This is a genomic window from Streptococcus sp. 27098_8_66, assembly GCF_041431945.1.
Taxonomy (GTDB): domain Bacteria; phylum Bacillota; class Bacilli; order Lactobacillales; family Streptococcaceae; genus Streptococcus; species Streptococcus dentalis.
The window spans coordinates 174,372-199,835 of the sequence record NZ_JAPVYS010000003.1 but is presented as its reverse complement, the minus strand read 5'-3'; the positions used below and the strand labels follow the sequence as shown (position 1 = coordinate 199,835).

At 43.6% G+C, this 25,464-nt stretch carries 21 protein-coding genes; 19 read left to right on the top strand and 2 right to left on the bottom strand.

Going from position 1 to position 25,464, the window contains the following annotated elements; genetic code table 11:
* Nucleotides 1-193 precede the first annotated feature (193 nt).
* The 7 genes from O3642_RS04250 (at nt 194) to recG (ending at nt 10,551) form a co-directional block, all read left to right on the top strand.
* On the top strand, nt 194-934 hold the full coding sequence (locus O3642_RS04250; RefSeq protein ID WP_049523116.1) for a MerR family transcriptional regulator: 741 nt from the start codon (nt 194-196) through the stop codon (nt 932-934).
* A 370-nt stretch (nt 935-1,304) separates the two neighbouring features.
* Nucleotides 1,305-3,149, top strand: coding sequence for an APC family permease (locus O3642_RS04245; protein WP_371605468.1), 1,845 nt, complete (start codon nt 1,305-1,307; stop codon nt 3,147-3,149).
* A gap of 174 nt (nt 3,150-3,323) precedes the next feature.
* A complete protein-coding gene (secA, locus tag O3642_RS04240) occupies nt 3,324-5,843 on the top strand; it encodes a preprotein translocase subunit SecA (protein WP_371605467.1) in 2,520 nt (839 codons plus the stop codon).
* Nucleotides 5,844-5,895: 52 nt separating this feature from the next.
* Nucleotides 5,896-6,924 carry a 3-deoxy-7-phosphoheptulonate synthase gene (locus O3642_RS04235; RefSeq protein ID WP_155126499.1) on the top strand — a complete coding sequence of 343 codons (1,029 nt, stop codon included), beginning with the start codon at nt 5,896-5,898 and terminating at the stop codon, nt 6,922-6,924.
* Between the two features lie 86 nt (nt 6,925-7,010).
* Entirely contained in the window at nt 7,011-7,376 is a 366-nt protein-coding gene (gene acpS, locus O3642_RS04230) for a holo-ACP synthase (protein WP_155126502.1), read from the top strand.
* Nucleotides 7,363-8,475 carry an alanine racemase gene (gene alr, locus O3642_RS04225; RefSeq protein ID WP_371605466.1) on the top strand — a complete coding sequence of 371 codons (1,113 nt, stop codon included), beginning with the start codon at nt 7,363-7,365 and terminating at the stop codon, nt 8,473-8,475. Before acpS ends, alr begins: the two co-directional genes overlap by 14 nt.
* 60 nt (nt 8,476-8,535) lie before the next feature.
* Complete coding sequence (recG, locus tag O3642_RS04220; RefSeq protein WP_371605465.1) at nt 8,536-10,551, top strand: ATP-dependent DNA helicase RecG; 2,016 nt, start codon at nt 8,536-8,538, stop codon at nt 10,549-10,551.
* A gap of 85 nt (nt 10,552-10,636) precedes the next feature.
* Here recG and O3642_RS04215 read toward each other — a convergent pair whose 3' ends face one another.
* Nucleotides 10,637-11,599, bottom strand: coding sequence for an asparaginase (locus O3642_RS04215; protein ID WP_049506483.1), 963 nt, complete (start codon nt 11,597-11,599; stop codon nt 10,637-10,639).
* Nucleotides 11,600-11,661: 62 nt separating this feature from the next.
* On the opposite strand from O3642_RS04215, the gene O3642_RS04210 reads away from it, so the two are divergent.
* Nucleotides 11,662-13,062: a Cof-type HAD-IIB family hydrolase gene (locus O3642_RS04210; RefSeq protein WP_155126514.1), complete on the top strand. Its 1,401-nt coding sequence runs from the start codon at nt 11,662-11,664 to the stop codon at nt 13,060-13,062.
* A gap of 36 nt (nt 13,063-13,098) precedes the next feature.
* Here O3642_RS04210 and O3642_RS04205 read toward each other — a convergent pair whose 3' ends face one another.
* Nucleotides 13,099-13,551 carry a universal stress protein gene (locus O3642_RS04205; protein WP_003013310.1) on the bottom strand — a complete coding sequence of 151 codons (453 nt, stop codon included), beginning with the start codon at nt 13,549-13,551 and terminating at the stop codon, nt 13,099-13,101.
* 208 nt (nt 13,552-13,759) lie between these two features.
* Here O3642_RS04205 and O3642_RS04200 point away from each other — a divergent pair, with 208 nt between their 5' ends.
* The 11 genes from O3642_RS04200 to O3642_RS04150 all read left to right on the top strand — a co-directional run bounded on the left by O3642_RS04200 (nt 13,760) and on the right by O3642_RS04150 (nt 25,351).
* Nucleotides 13,760-14,974: a pyridoxal phosphate-dependent aminotransferase gene (locus tag O3642_RS04200; protein WP_049506033.1), complete on the top strand. Its 1,215-nt coding sequence runs from the start codon at nt 13,760-13,762 to the stop codon at nt 14,972-14,974.
* Between the two features lie 187 nt (nt 14,975-15,161).
* Nucleotides 15,162-15,950, top strand: a complete 789-nt coding sequence (gene codY, locus O3642_RS04195; RefSeq protein WP_003013084.1) for a GTP-sensing pleiotropic transcriptional regulator CodY — start codon at nt 15,162-15,164, stop codon at nt 15,948-15,950.
* Nucleotides 15,950-16,528 (top strand): cysteine hydrolase family protein, encoded by a 579-nt coding sequence (locus O3642_RS04190; RefSeq protein ID WP_151378703.1) that lies wholly within the window; start codon nt 15,950-15,952, stop codon nt 16,526-16,528. The genes codY and O3642_RS04190 overlap by 1 nt, the downstream gene beginning before the upstream one ends.
* Nucleotides 16,529-16,640: 112 nt before the next feature.
* Nucleotides 16,641-17,864 (top strand): glycosyltransferase, encoded by a 1,224-nt coding sequence (locus tag O3642_RS04185; RefSeq protein ID WP_371605464.1) that lies wholly within the window; start codon nt 16,641-16,643, stop codon nt 17,862-17,864.
* Nucleotides 17,851-18,738 carry a glycosyltransferase family 2 protein gene (locus tag O3642_RS04180; RefSeq protein ID WP_371605463.1) on the top strand — a complete coding sequence of 296 codons (888 nt, stop codon included), beginning with the start codon at nt 17,851-17,853 and terminating at the stop codon, nt 18,736-18,738. The genes O3642_RS04185 and O3642_RS04180 overlap by 14 nt, the downstream gene beginning before the upstream one ends.
* 26 nt (nt 18,739-18,764) lie before the next feature.
* Nucleotides 18,765-20,048 carry an accessory Sec system glycosyltransferase GtfB gene (locus O3642_RS04175; protein ID WP_371605462.1) on the top strand — a complete coding sequence of 428 codons (1,284 nt, stop codon included), beginning with the start codon at nt 18,765-18,767 and terminating at the stop codon, nt 20,046-20,048.
* Nucleotides 20,045-21,538, top strand: coding sequence for a glycosyltransferase (locus O3642_RS04170; RefSeq protein ID WP_371605461.1), 1,494 nt, complete (start codon nt 20,045-20,047; stop codon nt 21,536-21,538). The genes O3642_RS04175 and O3642_RS04170 overlap by 4 nt, the downstream gene beginning before the upstream one ends.
* 119 nt (nt 21,539-21,657) lie before the next feature.
* Nucleotides 21,658-21,960 carry an Asp-tRNA(Asn)/Glu-tRNA(Gln) amidotransferase subunit GatC gene (gatC, locus tag O3642_RS04165; protein ID WP_002884769.1) on the top strand — a complete coding sequence of 101 codons (303 nt, stop codon included), beginning with the start codon at nt 21,658-21,660 and terminating at the stop codon, nt 21,958-21,960.
* Nucleotides 21,960-23,426 carry an Asp-tRNA(Asn)/Glu-tRNA(Gln) amidotransferase subunit GatA gene (gene gatA, locus O3642_RS04160; RefSeq protein WP_343093121.1) on the top strand — a complete coding sequence of 489 codons (1,467 nt, stop codon included), beginning with the start codon at nt 21,960-21,962 and terminating at the stop codon, nt 23,424-23,426. Before gatC ends, gatA begins: the two co-directional genes overlap by 1 nt.
* Nucleotides 23,426-24,868 carry an Asp-tRNA(Asn)/Glu-tRNA(Gln) amidotransferase subunit GatB gene (gene gatB / locus O3642_RS04155; RefSeq protein WP_254741587.1) on the top strand — a complete coding sequence of 481 codons (1,443 nt, stop codon included), beginning with the start codon at nt 23,426-23,428 and terminating at the stop codon, nt 24,866-24,868. The genes gatA and gatB overlap by 1 nt, the downstream gene beginning before the upstream one ends.
* Before the next feature lie 99 nt (nt 24,869-24,967).
* Nucleotides 24,968-25,351 (top strand): hypothetical protein, encoded by a 384-nt coding sequence (locus O3642_RS04150; RefSeq protein WP_371605460.1) that lies wholly within the window; start codon nt 24,968-24,970, stop codon nt 25,349-25,351.
* Nucleotides 25,352-25,464: the final 113 nt, after the last annotated feature.

Genomic DNA, 25,464 nt, shown 5'->3' with positions numbered 1-25,464 from the left:
CCTAAGGGGAGGGGTTATACTATCCTTGTAATACTCTTCGAAAATCAAATTCAAACCACGTCAGCGTCGCCTTACCGTATATATGTTACTGACTTCGTCAGTTCTATCTACAACCTCAAAGCAGTGCTTTGAGCAACCTGCGGCTAGCTTCCTAGTTTGCTCTTTGATTTTCATTGAGTACAAGGAGGAAATCATGTACCATATCAAAGAAGCTGCAGAGCTGTCGGGTGTCTCTGTCAAGACCTTGCACCACTATGACAAGATAGGACTTCTCGTTCCTGTGAAATCTGAAAATGGTTATCGGACATACAGTCAAGAAGATTTAGAACGATTACAGGTGATTCTCTACTACAAGTATCTAGGATTTTCCTTAGACCAAATAGCAGAACTCTTAGCTGAAGAAAAAGCTAACTTATTGCCCCATTTGACCAAACAGTTGGACTATTTGACTCAAGAAAGACAACGTCTGGATACCTTGATTTCTACCTTGCAAAAAACCATTCAAGAACAAAAAGGAGAAAGAAAAATGACCATTGAGGAAAAATTCACTGGATTTAGCTATCAAGATACTCAAAAATACCAGCAAGAGGCGGTAGAGAAGTACGGTCAAGAAGTCATGGACCAAGCGCTTGAGCGCCAAAAGGGGCGTGAAGATGAGGCTACGGAAGCCTTCAACCAAGTTTTTCAAACTTTGGCGCAAAATCTCAAAGATGGTCTATCCGTATCCGCAAATGAAAATCAAAATCAGGCAGCTAAACTTTTAGAAGCAATTCGAACGTATGGATTTGACTGCTCTATAGAGGTTTTTGGCCATATCGGCAAAGGCTATGTCTATAACCCAGAATTCAAGGAAAACATCGACAAGTTTGGAGCTGGCACAGCCCAGTACACTTCGGATGTCATTGCCCACTATGTGGCACATCAACCCAAATAAAAAAGAGAGAGTGGGACAGAAATCGGTAATTCGTTAGAATTCGATTTCGTCGACCCACCTCCGCACAGTTGAGTAGGACTGTAAAAACTGATGAAAACAGCGTAGTAGAGCCCACTCAACCACTGCGTCTTGCTCGACAATCCAAAAATAATGGAGAGGCTAGGATTTTTGTCCCAGCCTCGTTTTTTGCTTGGATAAATTTGAAAAGAAGCTGACTTATCTAAGAGAGGTTGAATGAACACAATGAAAACTTTATGAAAATTTCACAATTTCGGTTGACAGTCTTGGAAAAAAAGAGTAGAATAACCCCTGTTTTATGAAAAGAGGCAGGGAATTCCCAGCCTCATGAACTTTTTTCAAGGAGTTTTTTATGTTTTCAACATTGAAAAAATGGTTTATTGGCCGTCCGTTGAAATCTGGTGCAGAAGGTGAAGGCGGGTTGCTTGGGAAAATGCAGGCCTTGGCCATGCTCTCCAGTGACGCGCTTTCTTCTATCGCCTACGGTCCAGAGCAAGTTATCCTGGTCTTGATGACCGTTTCAGCGGGAGCCATTTGGTGGTCCATTCCAATTGGGATTGTGGTCCTGGTTCTCCTAGCCAGTTTAACGATTTCTTATCGCCAGGTCATTCATGCCTACCCCCAAGGGGGAGGAGCCTATATGGTAACTACGGAGAACTTGTCTCCGAAAGCGGGTTTGATCGCTGGTGGTAGTCTCTTGGTTGACTACATGCTGACAGTAGCAGTATCTGTGTCTTCCGGTGCAGATGCCATTACGTCAGCGATTCCATCTCTTCATCCTTATAATCTTCACATTTCCATTTTGTTGGTCTTGATCTTGATGTTGATGAACCTTCGGGGACTGCGCGAGTCGGCCACATCATTGATGATTCCGGTCTACCTTTTCATTGTCAGTACTATTGCCTTGATCGGCTATGGTGTGATCCAAATTTTGACAGGTCATTTGGCTTATAACGCGACTGCTCATGTGGGCCAAACTATTTCAGGGGTTAGTGTCATTCTCTTGTTGCGGGCCTTTACGAGTGGATCGGCTTCACTAACAGGGGTTGAAGCCATCTCCAATTCGGTTCCTTTCTTTAAGAAACCAAAAGCAAAGAATGCAGCCTCTACCTTGACCATTATGGCTTTGATTTTGGGGATCATGTTTGCAGGGATTACCTTCCTCAATTACTGGGTGGGTGTCGTTCCGGCAAAAGGGGTAACGACTCTAGCCCAAATGGCCCAAGCTATCTTAGGGAATTCCCCAGTCGGACAAGCCTTCTTTTATGTCTTCCAATTATCAACAGCCTTGATCTTGGCAGTTGCGGCTAATACTGGCTTCTCCGCCTTTCCAATGTTGGCCTTTAACATGGCTAAAAATAAATACATGCCCCACATGTATATGGAAAAAGGGGATCGTCTGGGCTATTCTAATGGGATTTTGACCTTGGCGATTGGTGCCATCGTCTTGCTCTTGATTTTTGATGGACAAACAGAAAGCTTGATTCCGCTTTATACCATTGGGGTCTTCATTCCTTTTGCACTTTCTCAAACAGGGATGGTGATCCACTGGAAACGCCAATATCAAAAAGGATTTCTTAAGTATTCCCTTGCCAATATCCTGGGGGAAGCCATCTGTTATGGGATTGTCTTGATCCTCTTATTATTCCGTTTGCGTGAGATCTGGCCCTTCTTCCCTATCATTGGTCTCTTGCTTTGGATGTTCTTGAGCATCCGTAATCACTATGATAAAGTTGCGGCCCAATTACGCTTGGGAGGTCAGATTGAAAAGACAAGTTATGCGGGAAATACCGTGATTGTCCTTGTTGGGAATGTCACCCAGGTAAGTGTGGGAGCAATGAGTTATGCAAACAGCCTAGGAAACGATGTTGTAGCCATGCACGTCTCAACGGAAGAAACCAAGGTCAAAGATGCTGAGGTAGCAGAAGAATTTAAGCATTATTTCCCTCATATTCGCTTTGAAAATATCATGACGAGTTACCGGGATATTATCCAGCCAACGGTTGAATTTGTTGCGAAAGTAGCTGAGGAAGCTAAGAAAAAGGGGAATACCGTTACAGTCTTAGTTCCTCAATTCATCCCTAAAAAACATTGGCAAAATGTTCTCCACAACCAGATGAGTTTGAAATTGAAGTACGCTCTTCGTTGGCATGAAGAAGTGGTTGTAGCAAGCTATTCTTACCATTTGTCTGAATAAACATCGAACAAAGAAAAGATGTCTGCTTAAGCAGGCATTTTTTTGAATCCTTCAACACGAAAAAAATTATTAAAATGTCCTGTAAGATACAGCATTGATCTTGAAAAAATATTAAAAAAATGCTAGAATAAAAAGAACGTTTTAAATTTTAAAAGATTCAAAGTAAGGAAAAAAATGGCAAATTTATTAAAAACAATTATTGAAAATGATCGAGGCGAAATCAAACGCCTGGAAAAAATGGCTGATAAGGTATTTTCTTATGAAAACCAAATGGCAGCTTTGTCAGATGACGAATTAAAAGCTAAAACAGTTGAGTTTAAGCAACGCTACCAAGACGGTGAGTCTTTGGATGATCTCTTGTATGAGGCTTTTGCGGTTGTCCGTGAAGGGGCGAAACGGGTACTTGGTTTGTTCCCATACAAGGTACAGGTTATGGGGGGGATCGTTCTTCACCATGGTGACGTTCCAGAGATGCGTACAGGGGAAGGAAAAACCCTGACAGCTACCATGCCTGTATACTTGAATGCATTGTCTGGTAAAGGCGTGCACGTTGTTACCGTCAATGAATACTTGACAGAGCGGGATGCAACAGAGATGGGAGAACTTTACTCATGGCTTGGCCTTTCAGTAGGGATCAACCTTGCAGCGAAATCTCCAGCTGAGAAAAAAGAAGCTTACCTCTGTGATATCACTTACTCAACCAACTCAGAGATCGGATTTGACTATTTGCGTGACAACATGGTTGTGCGTGCAGAAAACATGGTTCAACGTCCATTGAACTACGCCTTGGTCGATGAGGTAGACTCAATCTTGATTGACGAAGCGCGTACTCCATTGATCGTTTCTGGTCAGACATCTTCTGATACGAGTCAGCTCTATCACATGGCTGATGCTTATGTGAAAACCTTGACAGAGGATGATTACATTATCGATGTTCCCTCTAAAACCATTGGTTTGTCTGATTCTGGTATTGACAAGGCAGAAAGCTACTTTAATCTTGAAAACTTGTACGATATTGAAAACGTAGCTTTGACTCACTTTATCGACAATGCCCTTCGTGCAAACTACATCATGATTTTGGATATCGACTATGTGGTTAGCGAAGATCAAGAAATCTTGATCGTCGACCAATTTACTGGACGGACCATGGAAGGACGTCGTTATTCTGATGGTCTTCACCAAGCGATCGAAGCCAAAGAAGGTGTTCCAGTCCAAGAAGAAACTAAAACATCTGCATCGATTACTTACCAAAACCTCTTCCGTATGTACAAGAAGTTGTCAGGGATGACAGGGACAGGGAAAACCGAAGAAGAAGAATTCCGTGAAATTTATAACATTCGCGTGATTCCAATTCCAACCAACCGTCCGATTGCCCGTATTGATCATCCAGACCTTCTCTACCCAAGCTTGAAATCAAAATTCAAGGCTGTTGTGGAAGATGTGAAGTCTCGTCATGAAAAAGGTCAACCAGTCCTCGTGGGTACTGTTGCCGTTGAAACCAGTGATTACCTTTCTCAATTGTTGGTTCAAGCAGGTGTTCCTCACGAAGTTTTGAATGCGAAAAACCACTACAAAGAAGCGCAAATTATCATGAACGCTGGTCAACGTGGCGCTGTTACCATTGCGACCAACATGGCCGGACGTGGTACGGATATCAAGCTTGGTGAAGGTGTTCGCGAACTCGGTGGACTGTGTGTCATCGGGACAGAACGCCACGAAAGCCGTCGGATCGATAACCAGCTTCGTGGACGTTCAGGACGTCAAGGGGATCCAGGTGAATCTCAATTCTACTTGTCTCTTGAAGATGAATTGATGCGCCGTTTCGGTTCTGAACGGATCAAAGCAGTGCTTGATCGCTTCAAGTTGAGTGAAGAAGAATCGGTCATCCGTTCAAACATGTTCACCCGTCAGGTAGAGGGTGCACAAAAACGGGTTGAAGGAAACAACTACGATACTCGTAAACAAGTCCTTCAATACGATGACGTGATGCGGGAACAACGGGAAATTATCTACGCTGAACGCTATGATGTCATCACAGCAAACCGTGACTTGGCGCCTGAGATCAAGGCCATGATCAAACGGACCATCAAACGGATTGTTGAAGGAGCCAGCCACTCAAGCAAGGAAGAACGTATCGAAGCGATTTTGAACTTTGCCAAATACAATTTGGTTCCGGAAGATACGATTTCTGCAAGCGATATTGAAGGAAAATCTGACAAGGAAGTCATCGATTACTTGTATGCACGTGCAGAAGAAATCTATGCTAGCCAAGTAGCGAAATTGCGTGACGAAGAGTCTGTGCAAGAATTCCAAAAAGTCTTGATCCTTCGTGTGGTGGACAGCAAGTGGACGGACCATATCGATGCTCTGGATCAATTGCGAAATGCGGTTGGACTCCGTGGATATGCGCAAAATAACCCAGTGGTAGAATACCAATCAGAAAGTTTCCGTATGTTTAACGATATGATCGGATCGATTGAATTTGATGTGACTCGTCTCATGATGAAAGCCCAAATTCACGAACAAGAACGTCCACGTACGGAACACAGTATTTCAACAACTGCGACTCGCAACATTGCAGCGCAACGACAAGATATTCCAGCAGATATTGACTTGTCACAAGTGAAACGCAACGATTTATGCCCTTGTGGTTCAGGTAAGAAATTTAAAAACTGTCACGGACGTAAATTTTAAGAGCTCCTCTGAAATAGAAAGAGGATGGGTCTAGGTAGCATAAGGAGGCCGTATGGTATTCATTACGAAGAGCAATAAGATTGATGAGCAAGAGATCACTTCGCTTTACCGCTTGGAAGGTCCAGCCTTGGAGCGCAAAGAAGCGCGTGATCGAGAATTGGAAGCGATTATCAAAGGAAAAGACCAACGGATCCTTCTTGTGATCGGGCCTTGCTCTTCTGATAATGAAGAAGCTGTGATGGAGTATGCCCGTCGTTTGGCAGACTTGCAAGAGCAAGTCAAAGATCAGATTTTCATTGTGATACGGGTCTATACGGCTAAGCCTCGGACCAATGGGGATGGCTATAAAGGCTTGATGCACCAACCAGATACGCATGCAGCACCAAGCTTTGTGGATGGTTTGAAAGCGGTTCGACATCTCCACTACCGTGTGATTACAGAAACTGGTTTGACAACTGCGGATGAGTTGCTTTATCCAGCAAGTCTTCCGTATGTTGAGGATTTGATTTCTTATCATGCCATTGGAGCGCGTTCAGTTGAAGACCAGGAGCACCGCTTTGTATCTAGTGGGATCTCTGCTCCGACAGGCATGAAGAATCCAACTTCTGGAAATCTTTCTGTCATGTTCAATGCGATTTATGCAGCCCAACATCCCCAAAACTTTTTGTTCAATGCCCAAGCAGTGGAAACATCAGGAAATCCTTTAGCTCATGCTATCCTTCGTGGAGGCTTGGATGCAAGTGGTAAGAATATTCCAAACTACCATTATGAAGATTTGCTAGCGGCAGCAAAACGCTATAGCGAAATGGGCTTACAACATCCCTTCATCCTGGTGGATACCAACCATGACAATTCTGGCAAACAATTCGAAGAGCAAGTACGCATCGTGAGAGAAACTATGATGAACCGTGCTTGGAACAAGGATTTGGCAACTTTAGTTCGTGGTTTCATGATTGAATCCTATCTAGAAGATGGTCGTCAAAATGAACCAGTGGTTTATGGTCAATCCATCACAGACCCTTGCCTGGGTTGGGAAAAAACACAGGCCTTGGTCAAAGAAATTGCAACGATGAATAAGTAAAAGGCAGGGGCGGAAGGAGTGATTCTTTAGCCCCTTCTCTTTTGTCAGTAAAATGATACTGAAACAATAAATAAGGATAAAACAAGATGATCAAAGGACATGGCATCGATATCGAATCGATCGCTGCGATTGAAAAAGCCTATCAGAAGAATACTCGATTCGCTGAAAAAGTCTTAACTGAGGCTGAGCGAGAGCGCTTTGAGGAATTGTCTGGAAAACGGAAAATGGAATATTTAACGGGCCGATGGTCCGCCAAAGAAGCCTTTTCAAAGGCAATGGGAACAGGGATTGGACCAGTTGGTTTTCAAGAGTTAGAAATTTTAAATGATGCCCACGGAGCTCCCTATTTTTCCAAGTCTCCTTTTTCTGGGAAGGTATGGGTTTCGATCAGTCACAAGGGAGACCTAGTGTCGACCAGTGTCATTTTGGAGGAAGAAAATGAAAGCAAGTAAACATAGACCAACTGTTGCAAAAGTCGATTTGGATGCCATTGCCTTTAATGTGCAACAAGTCAGTGAGCATATTCCGAGTCAAACCTTGAAATATGCAGTCGTCAAGGCCAACGCCTATGGTCATGGGGTCGTTGCGGTGACCAAAAAATTGGCACCTCAGGTAGATGGTTTTTGTGTTTCCAATATGGATGAAGCCATAGAAATCCGTGAAGAAGGCTTGCAACACCCTATTTTAATTTTGGGAGTTGTGCCAAGTGAAACAGTGAATCTAGCTAAAAAGCATGATATCCGCTTAACGGTGGCTAGTCTTGCTTGGTTGGATCAATTGCTTGGAGAAGAAGCTGATCTTTCAGGATTGAAGGTCCATATCAAGGTGGATTCAGGAATGGGGCGGATAGGATTCCGAAGGATCGAAGAGATCAAAGAGGCTGAACGCCTCCTCTTGGCAGCTGGAGCTGAAATTGAAGGAATCTTTACTCATTTTGCGACAGCAGATGAAGCAGATGATCGAAAATTCCAAGCGCAATACCAATTTTTCAAAGAAGTATTGGCTGCTCTTGAAACCCTTCCTCTCATTGTCCATGCGAGTAATTCTGCCACCTCTTTGTGGCATGCGGATACGATTTTCACGGCTGTTCGCTTGGGAGATGTCATGTATGGCTTGAATCCCAGTGGTTCTGTGCTAGCCTTGCCTTATGAAATCAAGCCAGCCTTGAGTTTGGTGAGTGAGTTAGTTCATGTGAAACAGTTAGAAGCTGGTCAAGATATTGGCTATGGCGCAACCTATACGACGGAAGAACCCCAATGGATTGGGACGATTCCTATTGGCTATGCGGATGGCTGGATCCGAGAGATGCAAAATTTCCATGTGCTGATTAAGGGGGATTATTGTCCCATTGTTGGTCGCGTTTCGATGGACCAGGTAACGGTTCGCCTTACCGAAGAATTGCCTCTGGGGACCAAGGTTACCCTGATTGGACGAGAGGACGAGAAAGAAATCACGGCAACAGAGGTTGCGGATTACCGTGGTAGCATTAATTATGAAGTGGTCTGTCTTTTGAGTGATCGAATTCCTCGTGACTATACAGGTGAAGAATAAGAAGAAGCAGGTGGGATTTTCCCGGATGGACCTGCTTTTTTATAAAAGAAAGGAGGAGAAATGAATCTACACCAACCCTTATCCGTACTGCCTGGAGTCGGTCCAAAATCGGCGGAAAAATTTAAAAAGTTAGGAATTGAAACCTTAGAAGATCTGCTCTTGTATTTCCCCTTTCGTTATGAAGACTTCAAAACGCGCAATGTTTTAGAGTTAGAAGATGGGGAAAAAGCCGTCATCTCTGGGGTGGTAGCAACACCAGCCAATGTTCAATATTATGGCTACAAACGAAACCGCTTGCGTTTTTCGATCAAACAGGGAGACCAAGTGATTGCGGTTAATTTTTTTAACCAACCCTATCTAGCAGATAAAATCGAGGTCCAGCAGACAGTGGCGATTTTTGGGAAATGGGACAAGGCCAAGGGGAGTTTGACAGGAATGAAGCTCCTGGCTCAAGTGGAAGATGATTTGCAGCCAGTCTATGGAGTGACGCAAGGAGTCAGCCAAAACAGCCTGGTGAAATTGATCAAAATAGCATTCGACCAGGGTTTGGAGCAGCTTTTAGAAGAGAATGTACCCCAAATCTTACGAGAGCGTTATCAACTCATGTCTCGTTCCCAAGCAGTACAAGCTATGCATTTTCCTAAGGATCTGGCAGAGTACAAGCAAGCTCTTCGCCGGGTAAAATTTGAAGAGCTCCTCTTTTTCCAGCTGCAACTCCAAGTGCTAAAAGAAGAAAATCACGATGCCAGCCAAGGGATTTCCTTGGCCTGGAATCCAGAAAAATTAGCAGAACGAAAAAAACAGCTTCCCTTTGAGCTAACGCAAGCTCAAGAAAACAGCTTGAATGAAATCTTGACAGATATGGCCTCTCCTTATCATATGAACCGCCTCTTGCAAGGGGATGTGGGAAGCGGGAAGACAGTCGTGGCCGGTCTTGCCATGTATGCAGCCTTAAGCGCTGGGAAGCAAGCAGCCTTGATGGTTCCAACGGAGATTTTGGCAGAGCAACACAAGGAAAGCTTGCAAAATCTTTTTCCTGACTTGCCAATTGCCCTTTTAACAGGAGGATTAAAGGCGGCTGAGAAACGAGAAGTCATAGAAGAGATCGCCTCAGGAACAGCTCAACTGATTGCGGGGACACATGCCTTGATTCAAGAGGGAGTTCACTACCAAGATCTAGGCTTGGTCATTATTGATGAACAGCACCGTTTTGGGGTTTCCCAGCGCCGTATCCTTCGAGAAAAAGGACAAAATCCAGACGTCCTGATGATGACGGCTACCCCTATTCCCCGGACCTTGGCTATTACAGCCTTTGGAGATATGGATGTGTCCATCATTGACCAGATGCCTGCTGGACGAAAGGAAATCATCACACGTTGGGTCAAGCATGAGCAGTTAGAAGTGGTCCTCGACTGGTTAGTCAAAGAACTTGGCAAAGGTTCTCAGGCTTATTTTATTTCTCCATTGATTGAAGAGTCAGAGGCGCTAGATTTGAAAAACGCCCTTGCCCTCCAAGAAGAGCTAGAGGCCTTCTTTGGTCAGCGAGCACGCGTTTCTCTTCTTCACGGGAAGATGAAAAGTGAAGAAAAAGATGCTATCATGCAGTCCTTTAAAGAGCACCACATTGATGTTTTGGTGTCTACGACCGTTATTGAAGTAGGAGTCAACGTATCCAATGCAACCGTTATGGTCATTATGGATGCAGATCGGTTTGGTCTTAGCCAGCTTCACCAGCTTCGAGGTCGGGTTGGTCGGGGAAACAAGCAATCCTATGCTATTCTAGTAGCCAATCCTAAGACAGATAGTGGCAAGCAGCGCATGAAAATCATGACAGAGACAACAAATGGGTTTGTGCTGGCGGAAGAAGATTTGAAAATGCGAGGTTCAGGTGAAATCTTTGGAACCCGTCAATCTGGGATTCCAGAATTTCAAGTGGCGGATTTGGTAGAAGATTATCCCATTCTGGAAGAAGCGCGGAAAGTCGCCAGCAAGATTGTAGCCACGCCAGATTGGCGCGAACACCCCGATTGGCATTTGCTTTCGCTTTACTTAGAAAAGAAAGAACATTTAGACTAACATATAAAAAGGGAGTAGAGTGGAAATTCTTTGGATTCCACTCTACTCCCTTTAAGATTGCATTTTACGCCCTTTGTATCTTATTTTACCCTTCGATATAGTCTTTGAGTTCTTGTCCTTTTAGGCCGGCATTGAGGGCGATGAGGAGTTTGATGCGCGCTTTGGGGGCATTTAATTCTTTGATGAAAAAGACACCTGCTTGATGGAGTTGGACACCTCCTCCTTCATATGCGTAGACGGGTTCAGCGATTCCATTGAAGCAACGGGATACTAAAGCGATTGGAAGACCTGCATCCATGAATTCTTGGACTTTATGTGCCGTTTCTTTAGGGATGTTTCCAGCTCCAAAGGCTTCGATAATGAGGCCATCGAGCTTTGAAAGATCCAGCATGTCCAGCAGATCGGTTTTCATCCCTGCGTAGGTAGCAATGATCGGAACGAAACCATCGATGGTATCGAGATCAAAGCGCACCCTTGGCTCGGCTGTTTTAAAGAAGAGGATTTCCTTTTTCATGACCAAACCTAGTGGACCGTGGGTTGGTGTCTGGAAGGTGCTGACATTGGTGGTATGGGTTTTGGTGACGTACTTAGCCGCATGAATTTCATCGTTCATGACGACTAAGACCCCTTTATCACGTGCTTTTGGATCGGCAGCCACTCGAAGGGCTGTCAGAAAATTATAGACACCGTCGCTTCCGAGCTCGTTGGAGCTTCGCATAGCTCCTGTAATGACCACAGCGATCTCGGGTAACTCCATAGTATCCAAGAAATAAGCCGTTTCTTCCAGAGTATCTGTCCCGTGGGTAATAACGATGCCGTCGTAGTTGTGAGCTTCCTCTTTGATTTTTTGATATAGGGCTAACATGTGACGGGGTGTCATTTGAGGGCTGGGAAGGTTGAAGAAGTCCTCCGAGGTGACTGCAATTCCTTCAATTGGTGAAGTGATTTGGGTCATGGGATTGACTTCATTGGTAATCACTGCTCCAGAGTCATCTGCTGCCATCGAAATAGTCCCTCCAGTATGTAGTGCTAAAATTTTCTTAAACATGTGAAGCTCCTTGGAATATGTGATATAATTTATTTTATCATAAAAAGAAAGAAACAGTAGACATGGAAATAAAAGCAGTCTTTTTTGATATCGATGGAACCTTGGTTAATGATAGTCGAGCGGTCCTAAAATCAACAGAAAAAGCCATTCAGTCTTTAAAGGAAGAAGGGATCTATGTAGGCCTTGCGACAGGGCGGGGACCGGCCTTTGTCAAACCATTTATGGAACGCTATGGTTTTGATTTTGCAGTGACCTATAATGGTCAGTATATTTTGACCAAGGACCGCGTGCTGTATACTAGCCCAATCGATAAAAAGAGTCTGCACCAACTAATTGACTATGCTCGAGAACACCGTAAGGAAATTGCTCTTGGTACCAAGGATGGGGTATTTGGTTCTCGGATCATGAGTTTTGGGATGAGTCCTATTTCAACCTGGTCTAGTCGTTTTGTGCCCCGCAAAATGGCCCGTACAGTCAGTCGAGGATTTAACAAAGTGGTTAGCAAGGTCATCCCACAAGATCAGGATACCCTCTATGCACTAGCGCAAGAACCAATCTACCAAGTGTTGATCTTATCGAGTCCAGAAGAGACTGCAAAAATTGAAAAAGAGTTTCCACATCTGAAATTCACGCGGTCTAGCCCATTTGCAGCAGATGTCCTCAACCCAGGGATTTCCAAGTTAGAAGGGATCCGCATCGTTGGTCAGGGATTTGGCTTTGACATCGATGAAGTGATGGCTTTTGGAGATTCTGATAATGACTTAGAGATGCTTTCAGGTGTTGGCTTATCTATTGCGATGGGAAATGGGACGACAAGTGTTAAGGCGATTGCCAAGCATACCACGACCAGCAATGACAAGGATGGCATTCAAAAGGCCCTACAGCACTTTGGTATTCTCTCAGAGAAAGAACTCTTTATTTCTAAGGATGATCACTTCAATAAGGTCAAAACCTTCCATGGAGTGATGGATGGGAAAACCCAGGAGAAACCAGTTGTCTGGCAACCCCAAGATGCCCTCTATCGGACTATGTTCAAGCAAGAGGAATTAGTGGAATTTGTCCGAGCAGCTAGCTCAAGTGAGGAAGAATTCGATCGCTCGGTAGCAGCCCTTCACGAAGCTTTGGATAAGGCTGCAGATAAGGTTCGTAGCAAGCATCCAGCTGAAATTTCCATGGTGGGACAGGTTGATGCCTTAATCGATACCTTATATCTGACTTATGGTAGCTTTGTTCTAATGGGAGTTGATCCTGAAGAGGTCTTTGAGATTGTTCACCGGGCCAATATGGGCAAGATTTTCCCAGATGGAAAGGCGCACTTTGATCCAGTAACCCACAAAATTCTGAAGCCAGATGATTGGGAAGAAAAATACGCCCCAGAACCAGCCATCAAAAAAGAACTCGATCGTCAGCTCAAGGCCTACGAAAAACATGCAAAACAAAAAGAAGCAAAAAAAGACAACTAAAAAAGTTTGGAACTTTTGTTCCAAACTTTTTCTTTCTTACATGGTTTTATCCTTATCACGTACCACTAGTAAGTCTACTTTAGCGTGGCGAAGGATATATTCTGAGGAGGATCCGACCATTAACCGTTCGAAGGCATTGAGTCCGGTAGCTCCGACCATAATAAGGTCAACCCCTTCTTTACTTGGGATATCATTAGCCAAGAGGACCTTTGGATTTCCCATTTCCACAACAGTCGCAACATTTTGAACGCCGACTTTTTCAGCACGTTCCTGGTAGCCTTTGAGCAATTCATTGGCTTCTTCTTGCAATTCTTCGTAGACCTCAGCATCAAAAGTTGAGACGCTTTGAAGGGCACGGGTATCGATGACGTGGACAATGGTCAATTTAGAGCCGTTGCGAAGAGAAACATTAACCCCTTTTTCAAAGGCTAATTCTGCTTCATGGGAACCGTCGACAGCGACCATAATGTTTTCGTATTTTTGAGACATAATCCTACCTCCTTATAGCTTGAAAACATGGAAAGAATAGAAAGGAATCCTATTCCTTATACACTTATATTTTATCCCTTTTAGGGCAGAATGTAAAGGTAAAGTCTCGTTTTTCTGCTATATTTTTGCTGAATTTTTAAAGTCCTCGGTTTGTACTCTATTTCAACTAGTGGTATAATAGAGATAATTTCGTGAATCGAGGCAGAATATGAAGGAATATAATAAATCAAGCAAACTCGAACATGTCGCTTACGATATTCGTGGTCCAGTCTTGGAAGAAGCCATGCGCATGCGAGCAAATGGAGAAAAAATTCTTCGTTTGAATACAGGGAACCCTGCTGAATTTGGCTTTACAGCTCCAGATGAAGTCATCCATGATTTGATCATGAATGCGCGTGATAGTGAAGGCTATTCGGATTCAAAAGGGATCTTTTCAGCCCGCAAGGCCATTATGCAGTATTGCCAGTTGAAAAGAATTCCAAATGTGGATATTGATGATATTTATCTTGGGAATGGAGTAAGTGAGCTGATCGTCATGTCGATGCAAGGACTGCTCGACAATGGGGATGAGGTCTTAGTTCCCATGCCGGACTATCCTCTTTGGACAGCAGCTGTCAGCCTAGCTGGTGGGAATGCGGTTCACTATCTTTGTGATGAAGAAGCAAACTGGTACCCAGATATTGAGGATATCAAGTCGAAAATCACCTCAAACACTAAAGCTATCGTTGTTATCAACCCGAATAACCCAACAGGTGCCCTCTATCCAGATGAGATCCTGCTTGAGATTGTGGAGATCGCTCGCCAAAATAACTTGATTATCTTCGCAGATGAAATTTACGATCGCTTGGTCATGGATGGTGAAAAACACACGGCTATTGCAAGCTTAGCGCCTGATCTCTTCTGTGTAAGTATGAATGGCTTGTCAAAATCTCACCGGATTGCCGGTTTCCGTGTTGGTTGGATGGTTCTGTCTGGTCCGAAGCATCATGTGAAGGGCTATATTGAAGGCTTGAACATGTTGTCCAATATGCGTCTTTGTTCAAATGTTTTGTCTCAACATGTTGTGCAAACCTCTCTTGGAGGTTACCAATCCGTGGATGAACTCTTGCTTCCAGGTGGTCGAATCTACGAACAACGCAATTTTATCTACAAAGCCATCAATGATATTCCAGGCCTCTCAGCTGTTAAGCCAAAGGCTGGTCTCTATATCTTCCCTAAGATTGATCGGGACATGTACCGCGTGGATGATGATGAACAATTTGTTTTAGAGTTCTTGAAGCAAGAAAAAATTCTCTTGGTTCATGGCCGCGGCTTTAACTGGAAAGATCCAGATCACTTCCGGATCGTTTACCTTCCACGTGTCGATGAGTTGGCTCAAATTCAAGAAAAAATGACTCGTTTCTTGAAACAATACAAACGCTAATTAGATAAAGGATTGAAGAGAAAAGTCTTCAATCTTTTTTTGATTCATTCTATAAAAACCATGTCATCGAATCGATATTTTTCTGAATTGCGCATAATTGTAGAAAAAATAAATAATTTTCAGATAATTCGATTGAAATTCCCACACTTATATGATATACTTGAGCTGACTATATGCGAGGTTTATTATGGCAAATTTATTAGAAAAGACACGAAAAATTACATCTATCTTGAAACGGACAGATGAACAGTTGCAGGCTGAGATGCCTTACAATGATATTGCTCAGCAATTGGCGGATATTATTCACTGTAATGCCTGTATCATTAATAGCAAAGGAACCCTCCTTGGTTATTTCATGCGTTACAAGACCAACAATGACCGGGTAGAAGCTTTCTTTCAAAATAAAAAATTACCAGAAGATTATGCTAAAGCAGCAAGCTTAGTTTATGATACGGAAGCAAACCTTCCCATCGAGCATGATTTGACGGTCTTTCCAATTGAGACCAAGTCTGAATTTCCTGATGGATTGACGACCATTGCGCCCATTCATGTTTCTGGGATTCGTTTGGGGTCTTTGATCATTTGGCGGAATGATAAAGAGTTTGATGATGATGATTTGATCTTGGTTGAGATTGCGAGTACCGTGGTAGGGATTCAAATGTTGAACTACCAACGCGAGGAAGACGAGAAGAATATTCGTCGTCGTACAGCGGTGAATATGGCTGTCAATACCTTGTCTTACTCTGAGTTGCGGGCTGTTTCTGCCATCCTTAGTGAATTGAAAGGAAATGAGGGGCAGTTGACTGCTTCTATCATCGCGGATCGGATTGGCATTACCCGCTCTGTGATTGTCAATGCACTTCGGAAATTGGAGTCAGCTGGTATTATTGAAAGCCGTTCACTTGGAATGAAGGGAACCTATCTCAAAGTGTTGATTCCAGATATCTTTGAGGAAATTAAGAAAAGAGATTACTAATGACTAAAGCTTTGATTTCAATTGACTATACTGTCGATTTCGTAGCAGATGATGGTAAGCTTACGGCAGGTGCTCCTGCACAAGCCATTTCTGAGACTATTGCTCAGGTGACCCAATTGGCCTTTGACCAAGGAGCCTATATCTTTTTTGCCATTGATGCGCATGATGTAGAGGATCCATTTCATCCTGAAAGCAAGCTCTTCCCACCTCATAATATCATTGGGACCAGCGGACGTGATTTGTACGGCCCTTTGGCAGATTTTTATCGGGAGCACAAAGCGGATCCACGAGTTTTTTGGATGGATAAACGTCATTATTCTGCTTTTTCAGGAACGGACCTAGATATCCGCCTGCGGGAACGTCATGTAGATACCGTTATTTTGACAGGTGTCTTGACCGATATCTGCGTCCTCCATACTGCGGTTGATGCATATAATCTCGGCTATCAGATCGAAGTCGTGGAACCTGCAGTGGCGTCACTTACTCCTGAAAATCATCAGTTTGCCTTGAATCATTTCAAGCATGTCTTAGGGGCAAGCTTGGTCGACGATGCACTTGCTGTATTAGACACAAAATAAGAAAACAATGTAAAAGAGGTCGTAGACATTTGTCTGGACCTCTTTTTAGGGCTTAGAGATTGTCTTCCTCTCTCGAAAATGGTATCCTAATGGAAGAATATAAGGGGGAGTTATGAATAAAAAAGCTGTCGTCTTTTCAGCCGATCTATCTTATATGGAAAAATTGGAAACCGCTATGAAGTCATTGTGCGCCCATCAGGACCGGTTGAAAATTTATGTTTTAAATGAAGATCTACCAACAGAGTGGTTTGCTATCATGAATCAGCGCTTGCGCCAGTTGGATTCAGAAGTGATCAATTGTCGGATGTCTCCCGAGCAATTCCAGTCCTTCTCGCTTCCAAGTAACCATATTCACTATGCAACCTATTTCCGTTACGCTATTCCAGAGATTGTGGAGGAAAAGCGGATCCTTTATCTGGATTGTGACATGATCTTTACACAGGATTTATCGCCTTTGTTTGAGGTCGATTTAAAAGGTCATGGACTGGGGGCAGTGGTAGATAAGCCGACGACGACAGATGGTTTTAATGCTGGACTTTTGGTGATTGATAGGGTTTGGTGGCAAGAGCACCAAGTGACAGAGGCACTTTTTGACCTTACTCGCGAGTACCATCAGCATGTATACGGAGACCAAGGAATTTTGAATCTGTATTTCAAAGATGCGTGGTACCCTTTACCTTGGACCTATAATCTACAAGTAGGGTCTGATAAGGATCAATATCACTATGGAGATTTAGACTGGTACGATGCCTTTCAAGGGATTCCCGCGGTCGTTCATTATACCTCTCATAATAAACCATGGACCTCTAAACGCTTCAATCGTTTTCGTGAATTATGGTGGTTTTACTATGCCCTCTCTTGGGAGGAAATTTTGCTTCGAAAACCAATTTTAAAGCAAACCTATCCAGATCTAGTGGGAGAATTTCCTTATCATGCCGCCATTTATACCCATACAGCAGATATCTACGAGTTGGAGACTTTGTTAAAAGAATTGCCAGACGTAGCGATTCATGTCCTTGCCCATAGCCATTTTGGTTTTAACTTGGTGCAATTGGAACGCTATCCCAACCTCTTTCTTTATCCCTCTTTTGATCCCTTGACCAGTCGAAAGGTCCTAGAAAAATTGGATTTCTATTTGGATATCAATCCTTATGATGAGGTGGATCAGATGACGCAAACGGTCCATCAATTGGGCTTACCGATTTTCTCTTTTGAAGGAACGAATCATGTGGAAAATGGTGAGAACCAAGTGTTTGCGGATGACCAGGTGCAGGAGATGGTGGCAGCGATTCGCGATTATTTAAAGAGAAATGAGAAGAAGCATGGAAACAAATGAAGTAGTGAGTATCATCATTCCCATCTATAATGTAGAAGCTTATTTGAGACAATGTTTGGAAACGGTTATCCATCAGACCTACCCTCATTTGGAAATTATCCTGGTCAATGATGGTTCGCCAGACCAGTCAGAAGAGATCTGTAAAGAATTTTTTAGGAAGGATGCGCGCATCCGCTACGTTCGCCAAGAAAATGGGGGCTTATCTGCTGCTCGGAATACAGGGATTGAGCTAGCAACTGGTGATTACATCACCTTTATTGATCCAGATGACTGGGTGACGGAGGACTATGTAGAAGTGCTCTATCGTCAACTTCAAAAGTATGGTGCGGATGTTTCAGTAGCCAACTATAACCTCTATGATGACAGTAGTAGCAAATACTTGATCAAGGTAACGGACGACGATTATTCAGAATCTCTTTATGAGGGACGCGAGATCATGGACCACGATGCTATCCAGGAGACCAGAGATATGGCCTGGGCTTGTGCCATGATGAAGCTCTATAAGCGTAGCTTATTTGAAGGGCTTCGTTTTCCGGTTGGAAAAAATGTCGAGGATAACTTCCTGATGTATAAGCTCTTCTTAAAAGCCCATCGGGTAGTTCATACGGAAAAATGTATTTATTGGTATCGCGTGGGCCGTGCAGATACTCTGTCCCAGGTTTGGACAGAAAAGCGAGTCGTCGATGAGATGGAAGCTAAGCAAGAAAAATTGGCTCTACTGGGGATGTTAGGCTATGATTTGACCTGGCATCGCTATATCTACAAAACGCGCTTGAAACGGGCCCTTGAAAAATTAGAGGAAGCAGGCTTGCAAGGGTCAGAAACCTATGAGCGTGTGGTGATCAACCTCGGTTTCATTGAAAACCTAGGCTAACTAATTATTGACGAGAAAGGATCAGCATGTTCATTATTGCACCAGAGCAGACCAAAGAGCTGGATCGTTTGCAAAGATTATTGGCCAAACTTGGCCAGACCTATCGAGTATTTGTGACCAATCTGGAAACTGATTTAGCTGAACAGACAGATAGTCTTGCGACCTTTTTTACCCAAAAAGACCCAACATCAAAAGTTGGGAAACCATTATTTTTCAATGATTTAGCAGTCCCAGAATTATGGGAATGTTGGACCCTGGGGATCACAACCTATCTTTTTGATGGTGAGGAACGGCGCGCCAACGTGGTTTTGCGAGAGGATATTTTGTCACGAACGGTTGAAAGAGTGGAGTGGTTTGGTCAGGGAGAAGAGGTCGTATCCATTGATATATACAACCGCTATGGCTGGAGAAGCAAACGGAGTCTCCTAACGGAAGCCGGTCAACCATATTTAGATATTTATTTGAACCGTCAGCAAGAAGAAGTCCTGCTTCACTTTGTCTCACAAGGAATCTTTTTGCATCAACCTTCTAAAGGACTTGATCACCTGTATGCTAATAAGGAAGAGCTACAAAGAGTTGTTCTGAAACAACTCTTGCCCGAAAATGAAGCTATTCTTTTGTTGGATAAGACATTGCTAGATGTTGTGAAAGAGATACCTAAAGAAAGACTGGCCTACTGTGCACGAGAAACTCATGATCTAGATGAGATCAAAGAGCATGTTGACCAGATTTTATTGTTAGAAGATGGTCTATTGAGTGAGAGAAAAGACGGGATCACAGTCTTGTCAGGGCTAGTAGATGTGGAGCAGGAAAGTTTTCAACCAGAAGCTCTAGTCATGACGGCTTCTCAAGAGGTCGAAGGCTTATCTAGCTTGGTCCATCAATTCCCACAAGTGACCTTTCACGTTGCTGCTTTGACGGCCATGGGTCCGAAATTAACAGATTTAGCGAGTTGCTTCAATGTGCGCCTCTATCCAGGGATTTCACTGGGAAAATATGAGGAGTTGTTATCCAGTTGCTCTATTTATCTGGATTGCAACCAAGGAGAAGAAGTGTGGAGCAGTAGTCTTCAAGCTCTTGAAAATGAGCAAGTCTTGTTTGGTTTGAAGAGTACGGTTCATGATGAAGCCTATAAAGAATTGAGCACGATCACAGATACAGTCGAAGAAATGAAACAGCAACTAGAAATATTGCTCCAGCATCCAGAGGCCTTCAAAGAAATGTTAAGAGAGCAAGCACGAATCTTAGAACTGCCTAAAAAAGAAGTTTTGGGAGAGCTGTTTAATCGATTAGAGGGAGGTCTAGGATGACCATTTATACCTTTAATCTATTAGTAGGATATGAACCAAATGGGGTCGATGTTGCACAAGCCTCTCGGGCAAAGATACTCCGGGGCTTGGGAGTGACAGCGAAGTTTGTCTTTACCACATGGCCCACTCCAGAAAAATTAGCCTATTACCTCTCTTTGGGGCACCGGGATGAGGAATTACTCTTTGCTCATCTGATATTTACAGATCAAAAAACCAGTGTTCCTCAAAAGACAGTGGGGGACTTGCAAATGGAGTTTCAACTGACTCGTTTAGATACTATTGAAAAAACGGAAGGAGCCATTCGCTACCAATTTGCGGATAAAAACGAACTAACCTTTTATCTGGATCCCTATCATCCAGACTGTGTCCGCTATGTAGACTATCTTTTAGCGGGAAATATGATCAAACGAGAGTATTATGGAGCTTGTAAACTTGCTACAGAGTATTTTCAATATGGTAGGATACTCAGACGGACCTATCACAATCAAGATGGAAGTATCGCTTTTGAAGAATTGAGGTTGGGTGAAAGCTGGCTCTATAAACTGGGACCTGAGGTTTTGACCAACCATACAGAAGTGATGAGACGTTTTTTGTTGCAGCTATCGTTAAAAGAAGAAGATCTGATTCTGCTTGATCGGGCCTCGCGCATGGATTTTGCCCGCCCTTTGTTGGAGAAAGATGCTCCTTCCAAGCTCGCCATGGTGTTTCATTCGGAGCATGAATTTGAAAATGGACATCTCAACTATGAGTATTATTATGTGTTCAAGTATGCCAAACGCTTCGATTACTTCATCACGGCGACGGATCTTCAAAAAGAAGTCTTGGAGCAGACACTTGCTAAACAAGGCTGCAAAGGAATTCCAATCTATAGCATTCCGGTAGGGCATCTAGAAGAATTGACGGAATCACAAGGAGACAGATCTCCCTTTAGTGTGCTCACAGCTTCCCGTTTGGATCCAAGAAAACGCATCGATTTGGCTATTCGAGTAGTCGCTCAAGCAAAGAAACGACTCCCAGCCCTTCAGTTTGATATTTATGGGAAGGGAGGAGAAGCTGATCGTTTGCAGCACTTGATTCAGGAGCTTGCAGCACAAGATTATATTCACCTACGCGGTCATGCGGATCTTCAGCAGATCTATCCTTGCTACCAAGTTTACCTCACCACTTCTCAGTGGGAGACCTTTGGTTTGACTTTGATGGAGGCGGCTGGAGCAGGGTTAGCCTTGCTCGGCTTTGATGCCCGTTATGGTAATCCAACTTTTATAAAAGAGGGTGAAAATGGCTTTTTGGTCCCTTATAGCGAGATAATGCCAGAAGAACAATTGGTGAAAGAGTTGGCAGAAAAGCTGGTCCAGCTCTTTGAAAGCGACCTTGCTCCATTTCACCAGGCTTCTTATGACTTGGCCTCTTCCTATCTCACATCTAACGTCCAGGAAATCTGGAAAGAGACATTAATGGAGATGGGGCAATTAGGCGGAAAAGAAATATAAAAAGAAGAATCTGTAGCGACAAAAAAGTCCTACAGATTTTTTCTAAGGCAAGCAAATTGGGCTAAATTATGGTAAAATAGAGGGTATTGAAAAATCATCATTTCACGAAAGGAAGCAAGATGAAAATTACGCAAGAAGAGGTAACCCACGTTGCCAATCTTTCAAAATTGAAATTCTCTCCAGAAGAGACAGCTGAGTTTGCGACAACCTTGTCTAAAATTGTCGACATGGTGGAATTGTTGGAAGAAGTGGACACAACAGGTGTTGCCCCAACAACAACCATGGCGGATCGTAAAACCGTATTGCGTCCGGATGTTGCTGAAAAAGGGACGGACCGTGACCGCTTGTTTAAAAATGTACCTGAAAAAGATAACTACTACATCAAGGTACCAGCTATCCTAGAAGATGGAGGAGATGCCTAATGTCATTCAACCATAAAACCATTGAAGAGTTGCACGACCTCCTTGTCTCTAAGGAAATTTCGGCAACGGAATTGACCCAAGCAACGCTTGACGATATCAAGGCGCGTGAAGAAGCAGTTAACGCCTTTGTAACGGTGGCCGAAGAAGCGGCCCTTGCGCAAGCTAAGGCCATTGATGAAAAAGGAATCGATGCAGACAACCTCTTGTCAGGGATTCCACTCGCTGTCAAAGACAATATCTCTACTGACGGTATCTTGACGACTGCGGCATCAAAAATGCTCTATAACTACGAACCCATCTTTGATGCGACAGCTGTTGCCAATGCCAAGGCCAAAGATATGATTGTCATCGGTAAGACCAACATGGATGAATTTGCCATGGGTGGATCTGGTGAGACTTCATATTATGGACCAACCAAGAATGCATGGGACCACAGCAAGGTGCCTGGTGGATCTTCTAGTGGTTCAGCAGCTTCTGTCGCTTCAGGCCAAGTCCGTTTGTCCCTTGGTTCAGATACAGGTGGTTCTATCCGTCAGCCAGCTGCTTTTAACGGGATTGTTGGTCTCAAACCTACTTATGGAACAGTTTCCCGTTTTGGTCTCATTGCTTTTGGTAGCTCACTCGACCAAATTGGACCTTTCGCTCCAACCGTTAAAGAAAATGCCCTCTTGCTTAATGTCATTGCCAGCGAAGATGCCAAGGATTCAACATCTGCGCCTGTTCGTGTAGCCGATTTTACTTCTAAGATTGGTCAAGACATTAAAGGCATGAAGATTGCCCTTCCAAAGGAATATCTTGGCGAAGGGATTGACCCAGAAGTCAAAGAAACCATCCTCAATGCGGCGAAACACTTTGAAAAATTGGGAGCAACTGTCGAAGAAGTTAGCCTTCCACACTCTAAATATGGGGTTGCCGTTTACTACATCATCGCTTCATCTGAAGCTTCTTCAAACTTGCAACGTTTCGATGGGATTCGCTATGGTTTCCGTGCGGAAGATGCTAAAAACTTGGATGATATCTACGTGAACACTCGTAGCCAAGGCTTTGGTGATGAGGTTAAACGCCGGATCATGCTTGGTACCTTTAGTTTGTCATCTGGTTACTACGATGCTTACTATAAGAAAGCTGGCCAAGTCCGTACCCTTATTATTCAAGACTTCGAAAAAGTCTTTGCGGATTACGACCTTATCCTTGGTCCAACAGCTCCAAGCGTGGCCTTTGATTTGGATTCGCTCAACCATGATCCGGTTGCCATGTACTTAGCTGACCTCTTGACTATTCCAGTTAACTTGGCAGGTCTTCCAGGAATTTCGATTCCTGCAGGTTTTGCGCAAGGTCTTCCCGTTGGTTTGCAGTTGATTGGTCCGAAGTATTCTGAAGAAACCATCTACCAAGCTGCAGCGGCCTTTGAAGCAACGACGGATTACCACAAGCAACAACCCCTAATTTTCGGAGGTGACAATTAATGAACTTTGAAACAGTCATCGGACTTGAAGTCCACGTTGAATTGAATACAAACTCAAAAATTTTCTCACCAACCTCTGCTCACTTTGGGAACGAGCAAAATGCCAATACCAATGTGATTGACTGGTCTTTCCCAGGGGTGCTTCCTGTCTTGAACAAGGGTGTTGTAGATGCTGGTATCAAGGCTGCTTTGGCGCTAAACATGGATATCCACCAGCACATGCACTTTGACCGGAAGAACTACTTCTATCCGGATAATCCTAAAGCCTATCAAATTTCTCAATTTGATGAGCCAATCGGTTACAACGGTTGGATTGAAGTGCAATTGGAGGACGGCTCAACTAAGAAAATCGGGATTGAACGTGCCCACTTGGAAGAAGATGCCGGTAAGAACACGCACGGGACAGACGGCTTCTCTTATGTAGACCTCAACCGTCAAGGGGTTCCATTGATCGAAATCGTATCTGAAGCAGATATGCGTTCTCCAGAAGAAGCTTACGCTTATTTAACAGCTTTGAAAGAAGTTATCCAGTACACTGGTATTTCAGACGTCAAGATGGAAGAAGGATCGATGCGGGTGGATGCCAACATTTCCCTTCGCCCATACGGTCAAGAGGAATTTGGTACTAAGACAGAATTGAAAAACTTGAACTCCTTCTCAAACGTGCGCAAAGGTCTTGAATACGAAGTGGAGCGTCAAGCGAAAATCTTGCGTTCAGGTGGTGTCATTCGCCAAGAAACACGTCGTTATGATGAAGCCAACAAGAGTACCATTCTTATGCGTGTCAAAGAAGGAGCAGCGGATTACCGTTACTTCCCAGAACCAGACCTTCCCTTGTTTGAAATTTCAGATGAGTGGATTGAGGAAATGCGTACGGAGTTGCCAGAGTTTCCAAAAGACCGTCGTGCTCGCTACGTGGCAGAGCTTGGCTTGTCTGATTATGATGCCAACCAATTGACAGCGACGAAAGTTACTTCTGACTTCTTTGAAGCAGCTGTAGCCCTTGGTGGCGATGCCAAACAAGTATCTAACTGGCTCCAAGGGGAAGTAGCACAATTCTTGAATGCAGAAGGTAAGACCCTTGAAGAAATCCAATTGACACCAGAAAACTTGGTAGAAATGATTGCCATCATCGAAGATGGAACCATTTCATCTAAGATTGCCAAGAAAGTCTTCGTTCACTTGGCGAAAAATGGTGGCGGTGCGCGTGAATACGTTGAAAAAGCTGGATTGGTACAGATTTCAGACCCTGAAGTCTTGGTCCCAATCATCCACCAAGTCTTTGCAGACAATGAAGCAGCGGTAGCCGACTTCAAGTCAGGGAAACGGAATGCGGACAAGGCCTTCACAGGCTTCCTCATGAAAGCAACCAAAGGCCAAGCCAACCCACAAGTAGCACTTAAACTACTTGCTCAAGAATTGGCGAAGTTGAAAGAAGAGTAATAGATAAAGAACCAGCCGAGAGGTTGGTTTTTACTATCCATAAAATTGTGTTAGAATAGGAAAGACCATTACATATCAACTGGCATTAGGAGGAGTTACATGAACAAATTTTTAAGAGTCTTATTTGTCCTGGTTATCATCGCCATGTCTGGAGCGATTATCTTCCAGCTATTCTTTCCATCTTATATGGGAAGTCATTCGGGATATGGTGTTTCTGTCGGTTGGCAACGGGAGATTGGAATTTGGAATGTGGCGGTCCTTGTAATTCTCATTGCTGTCAATCTCAAATACGATTGGTTTTATCTTCGGGCGGTTCTATTGGCTCTAATCCTAGGTGGGATTGGGATCGGTACTAATCATCTCTTCAGTTATTTTCACTATCATCTGTCGATCAATGGGATCGGTGCGCTTGAAAATTATCTCCTGGTCCTCGGCTGGATGGTGGGATGGGGATTGGAATCCTCTCGGATCAAGAAGAAATAAGAAGGAGCAGTCAAAAGGCTGCTTTTTCACATGTTCAGTTATTCCTTGACAAGCAAAAAGAAAACGTTTACAATAGTATATAAAGTTTCCTGAAAAGAAAACTAAAAAACGTG

Excerpts from the sequence above, each read along its gene's own strand:
- O3642_RS04250 (WP_049523116.1), top strand. The coding sequence starts at position 194 with ATGTACCATATCAAAGAAGCTGCAGAGCTGTCGGGTGTCTCTGTCAAG.
- O3642_RS04245 (WP_371605468.1), top strand. The coding sequence starts at position 1,305 with ATGTTTTCAACATTGAAAAAATGGTTTATTGGCCGTCCGTTGAAATCT.
- secA (WP_371605467.1), top strand. The coding sequence starts at position 3,324 with ATGGCAAATTTATTAAAAACAATTATTGAAAATGATCGAGGCGAAATC.
- O3642_RS04235 (WP_155126499.1), top strand. The coding sequence starts at position 5,896 with ATGGTATTCATTACGAAGAGCAATAAGATTGATGAGCAAGAGATCACT.
- acpS (WP_155126502.1), top strand. The coding sequence starts at position 7,011 with ATGATCAAAGGACATGGCATCGATATCGAATCGATCGCTGCGATTGAA.
- alr (WP_371605466.1), top strand. The coding sequence starts at position 7,363 with ATGAAAGCAAGTAAACATAGACCAACTGTTGCAAAAGTCGATTTGGAT.
- recG (WP_371605465.1), top strand. The coding sequence starts at position 8,536 with ATGAATCTACACCAACCCTTATCCGTACTGCCTGGAGTCGGTCCAAAA.
- O3642_RS04215 (WP_049506483.1), bottom strand. The coding sequence starts at position 11,599 with ATGTTTAAGAAAATTTTAGCACTACATACTGGAGGGACTATTTCGATG.
- O3642_RS04210 (WP_155126514.1), top strand. The coding sequence starts at position 11,662 with ATGGAAATAAAAGCAGTCTTTTTTGATATCGATGGAACCTTGGTTAAT.
- O3642_RS04205 (WP_003013310.1), bottom strand. The coding sequence starts at position 13,551 with ATGTCTCAAAAATACGAAAACATTATGGTCGCTGTCGACGGTTCCCAT.
- O3642_RS04200 (WP_049506033.1), top strand. The coding sequence starts at position 13,760 with ATGAAGGAATATAATAAATCAAGCAAACTCGAACATGTCGCTTACGAT.
- codY (WP_003013084.1), top strand. The coding sequence starts at position 15,162 with ATGGCAAATTTATTAGAAAAGACACGAAAAATTACATCTATCTTGAAA.
- O3642_RS04190 (WP_151378703.1), top strand. The coding sequence starts at position 15,950 with ATGACTAAAGCTTTGATTTCAATTGACTATACTGTCGATTTCGTAGCA.
- O3642_RS04185 (WP_371605464.1), top strand. The coding sequence starts at position 16,641 with ATGAATAAAAAAGCTGTCGTCTTTTCAGCCGATCTATCTTATATGGAA.
- O3642_RS04180 (WP_371605463.1), top strand. The coding sequence starts at position 17,851 with ATGGAAACAAATGAAGTAGTGAGTATCATCATTCCCATCTATAATGTA.
- O3642_RS04175 (WP_371605462.1), top strand. The coding sequence starts at position 18,765 with ATGTTCATTATTGCACCAGAGCAGACCAAAGAGCTGGATCGTTTGCAA.
- O3642_RS04170 (WP_371605461.1), top strand. The coding sequence starts at position 20,045 with ATGACCATTTATACCTTTAATCTATTAGTAGGATATGAACCAAATGGG.
- gatC (WP_002884769.1), top strand. The coding sequence starts at position 21,658 with ATGAAAATTACGCAAGAAGAGGTAACCCACGTTGCCAATCTTTCAAAA.
- gatA (WP_343093121.1), top strand. The coding sequence starts at position 21,960 with ATGTCATTCAACCATAAAACCATTGAAGAGTTGCACGACCTCCTTGTC.
- gatB (WP_254741587.1), top strand. The coding sequence starts at position 23,426 with ATGAACTTTGAAACAGTCATCGGACTTGAAGTCCACGTTGAATTGAAT.
- O3642_RS04150 (WP_371605460.1), top strand. The coding sequence starts at position 24,968 with ATGAACAAATTTTTAAGAGTCTTATTTGTCCTGGTTATCATCGCCATG.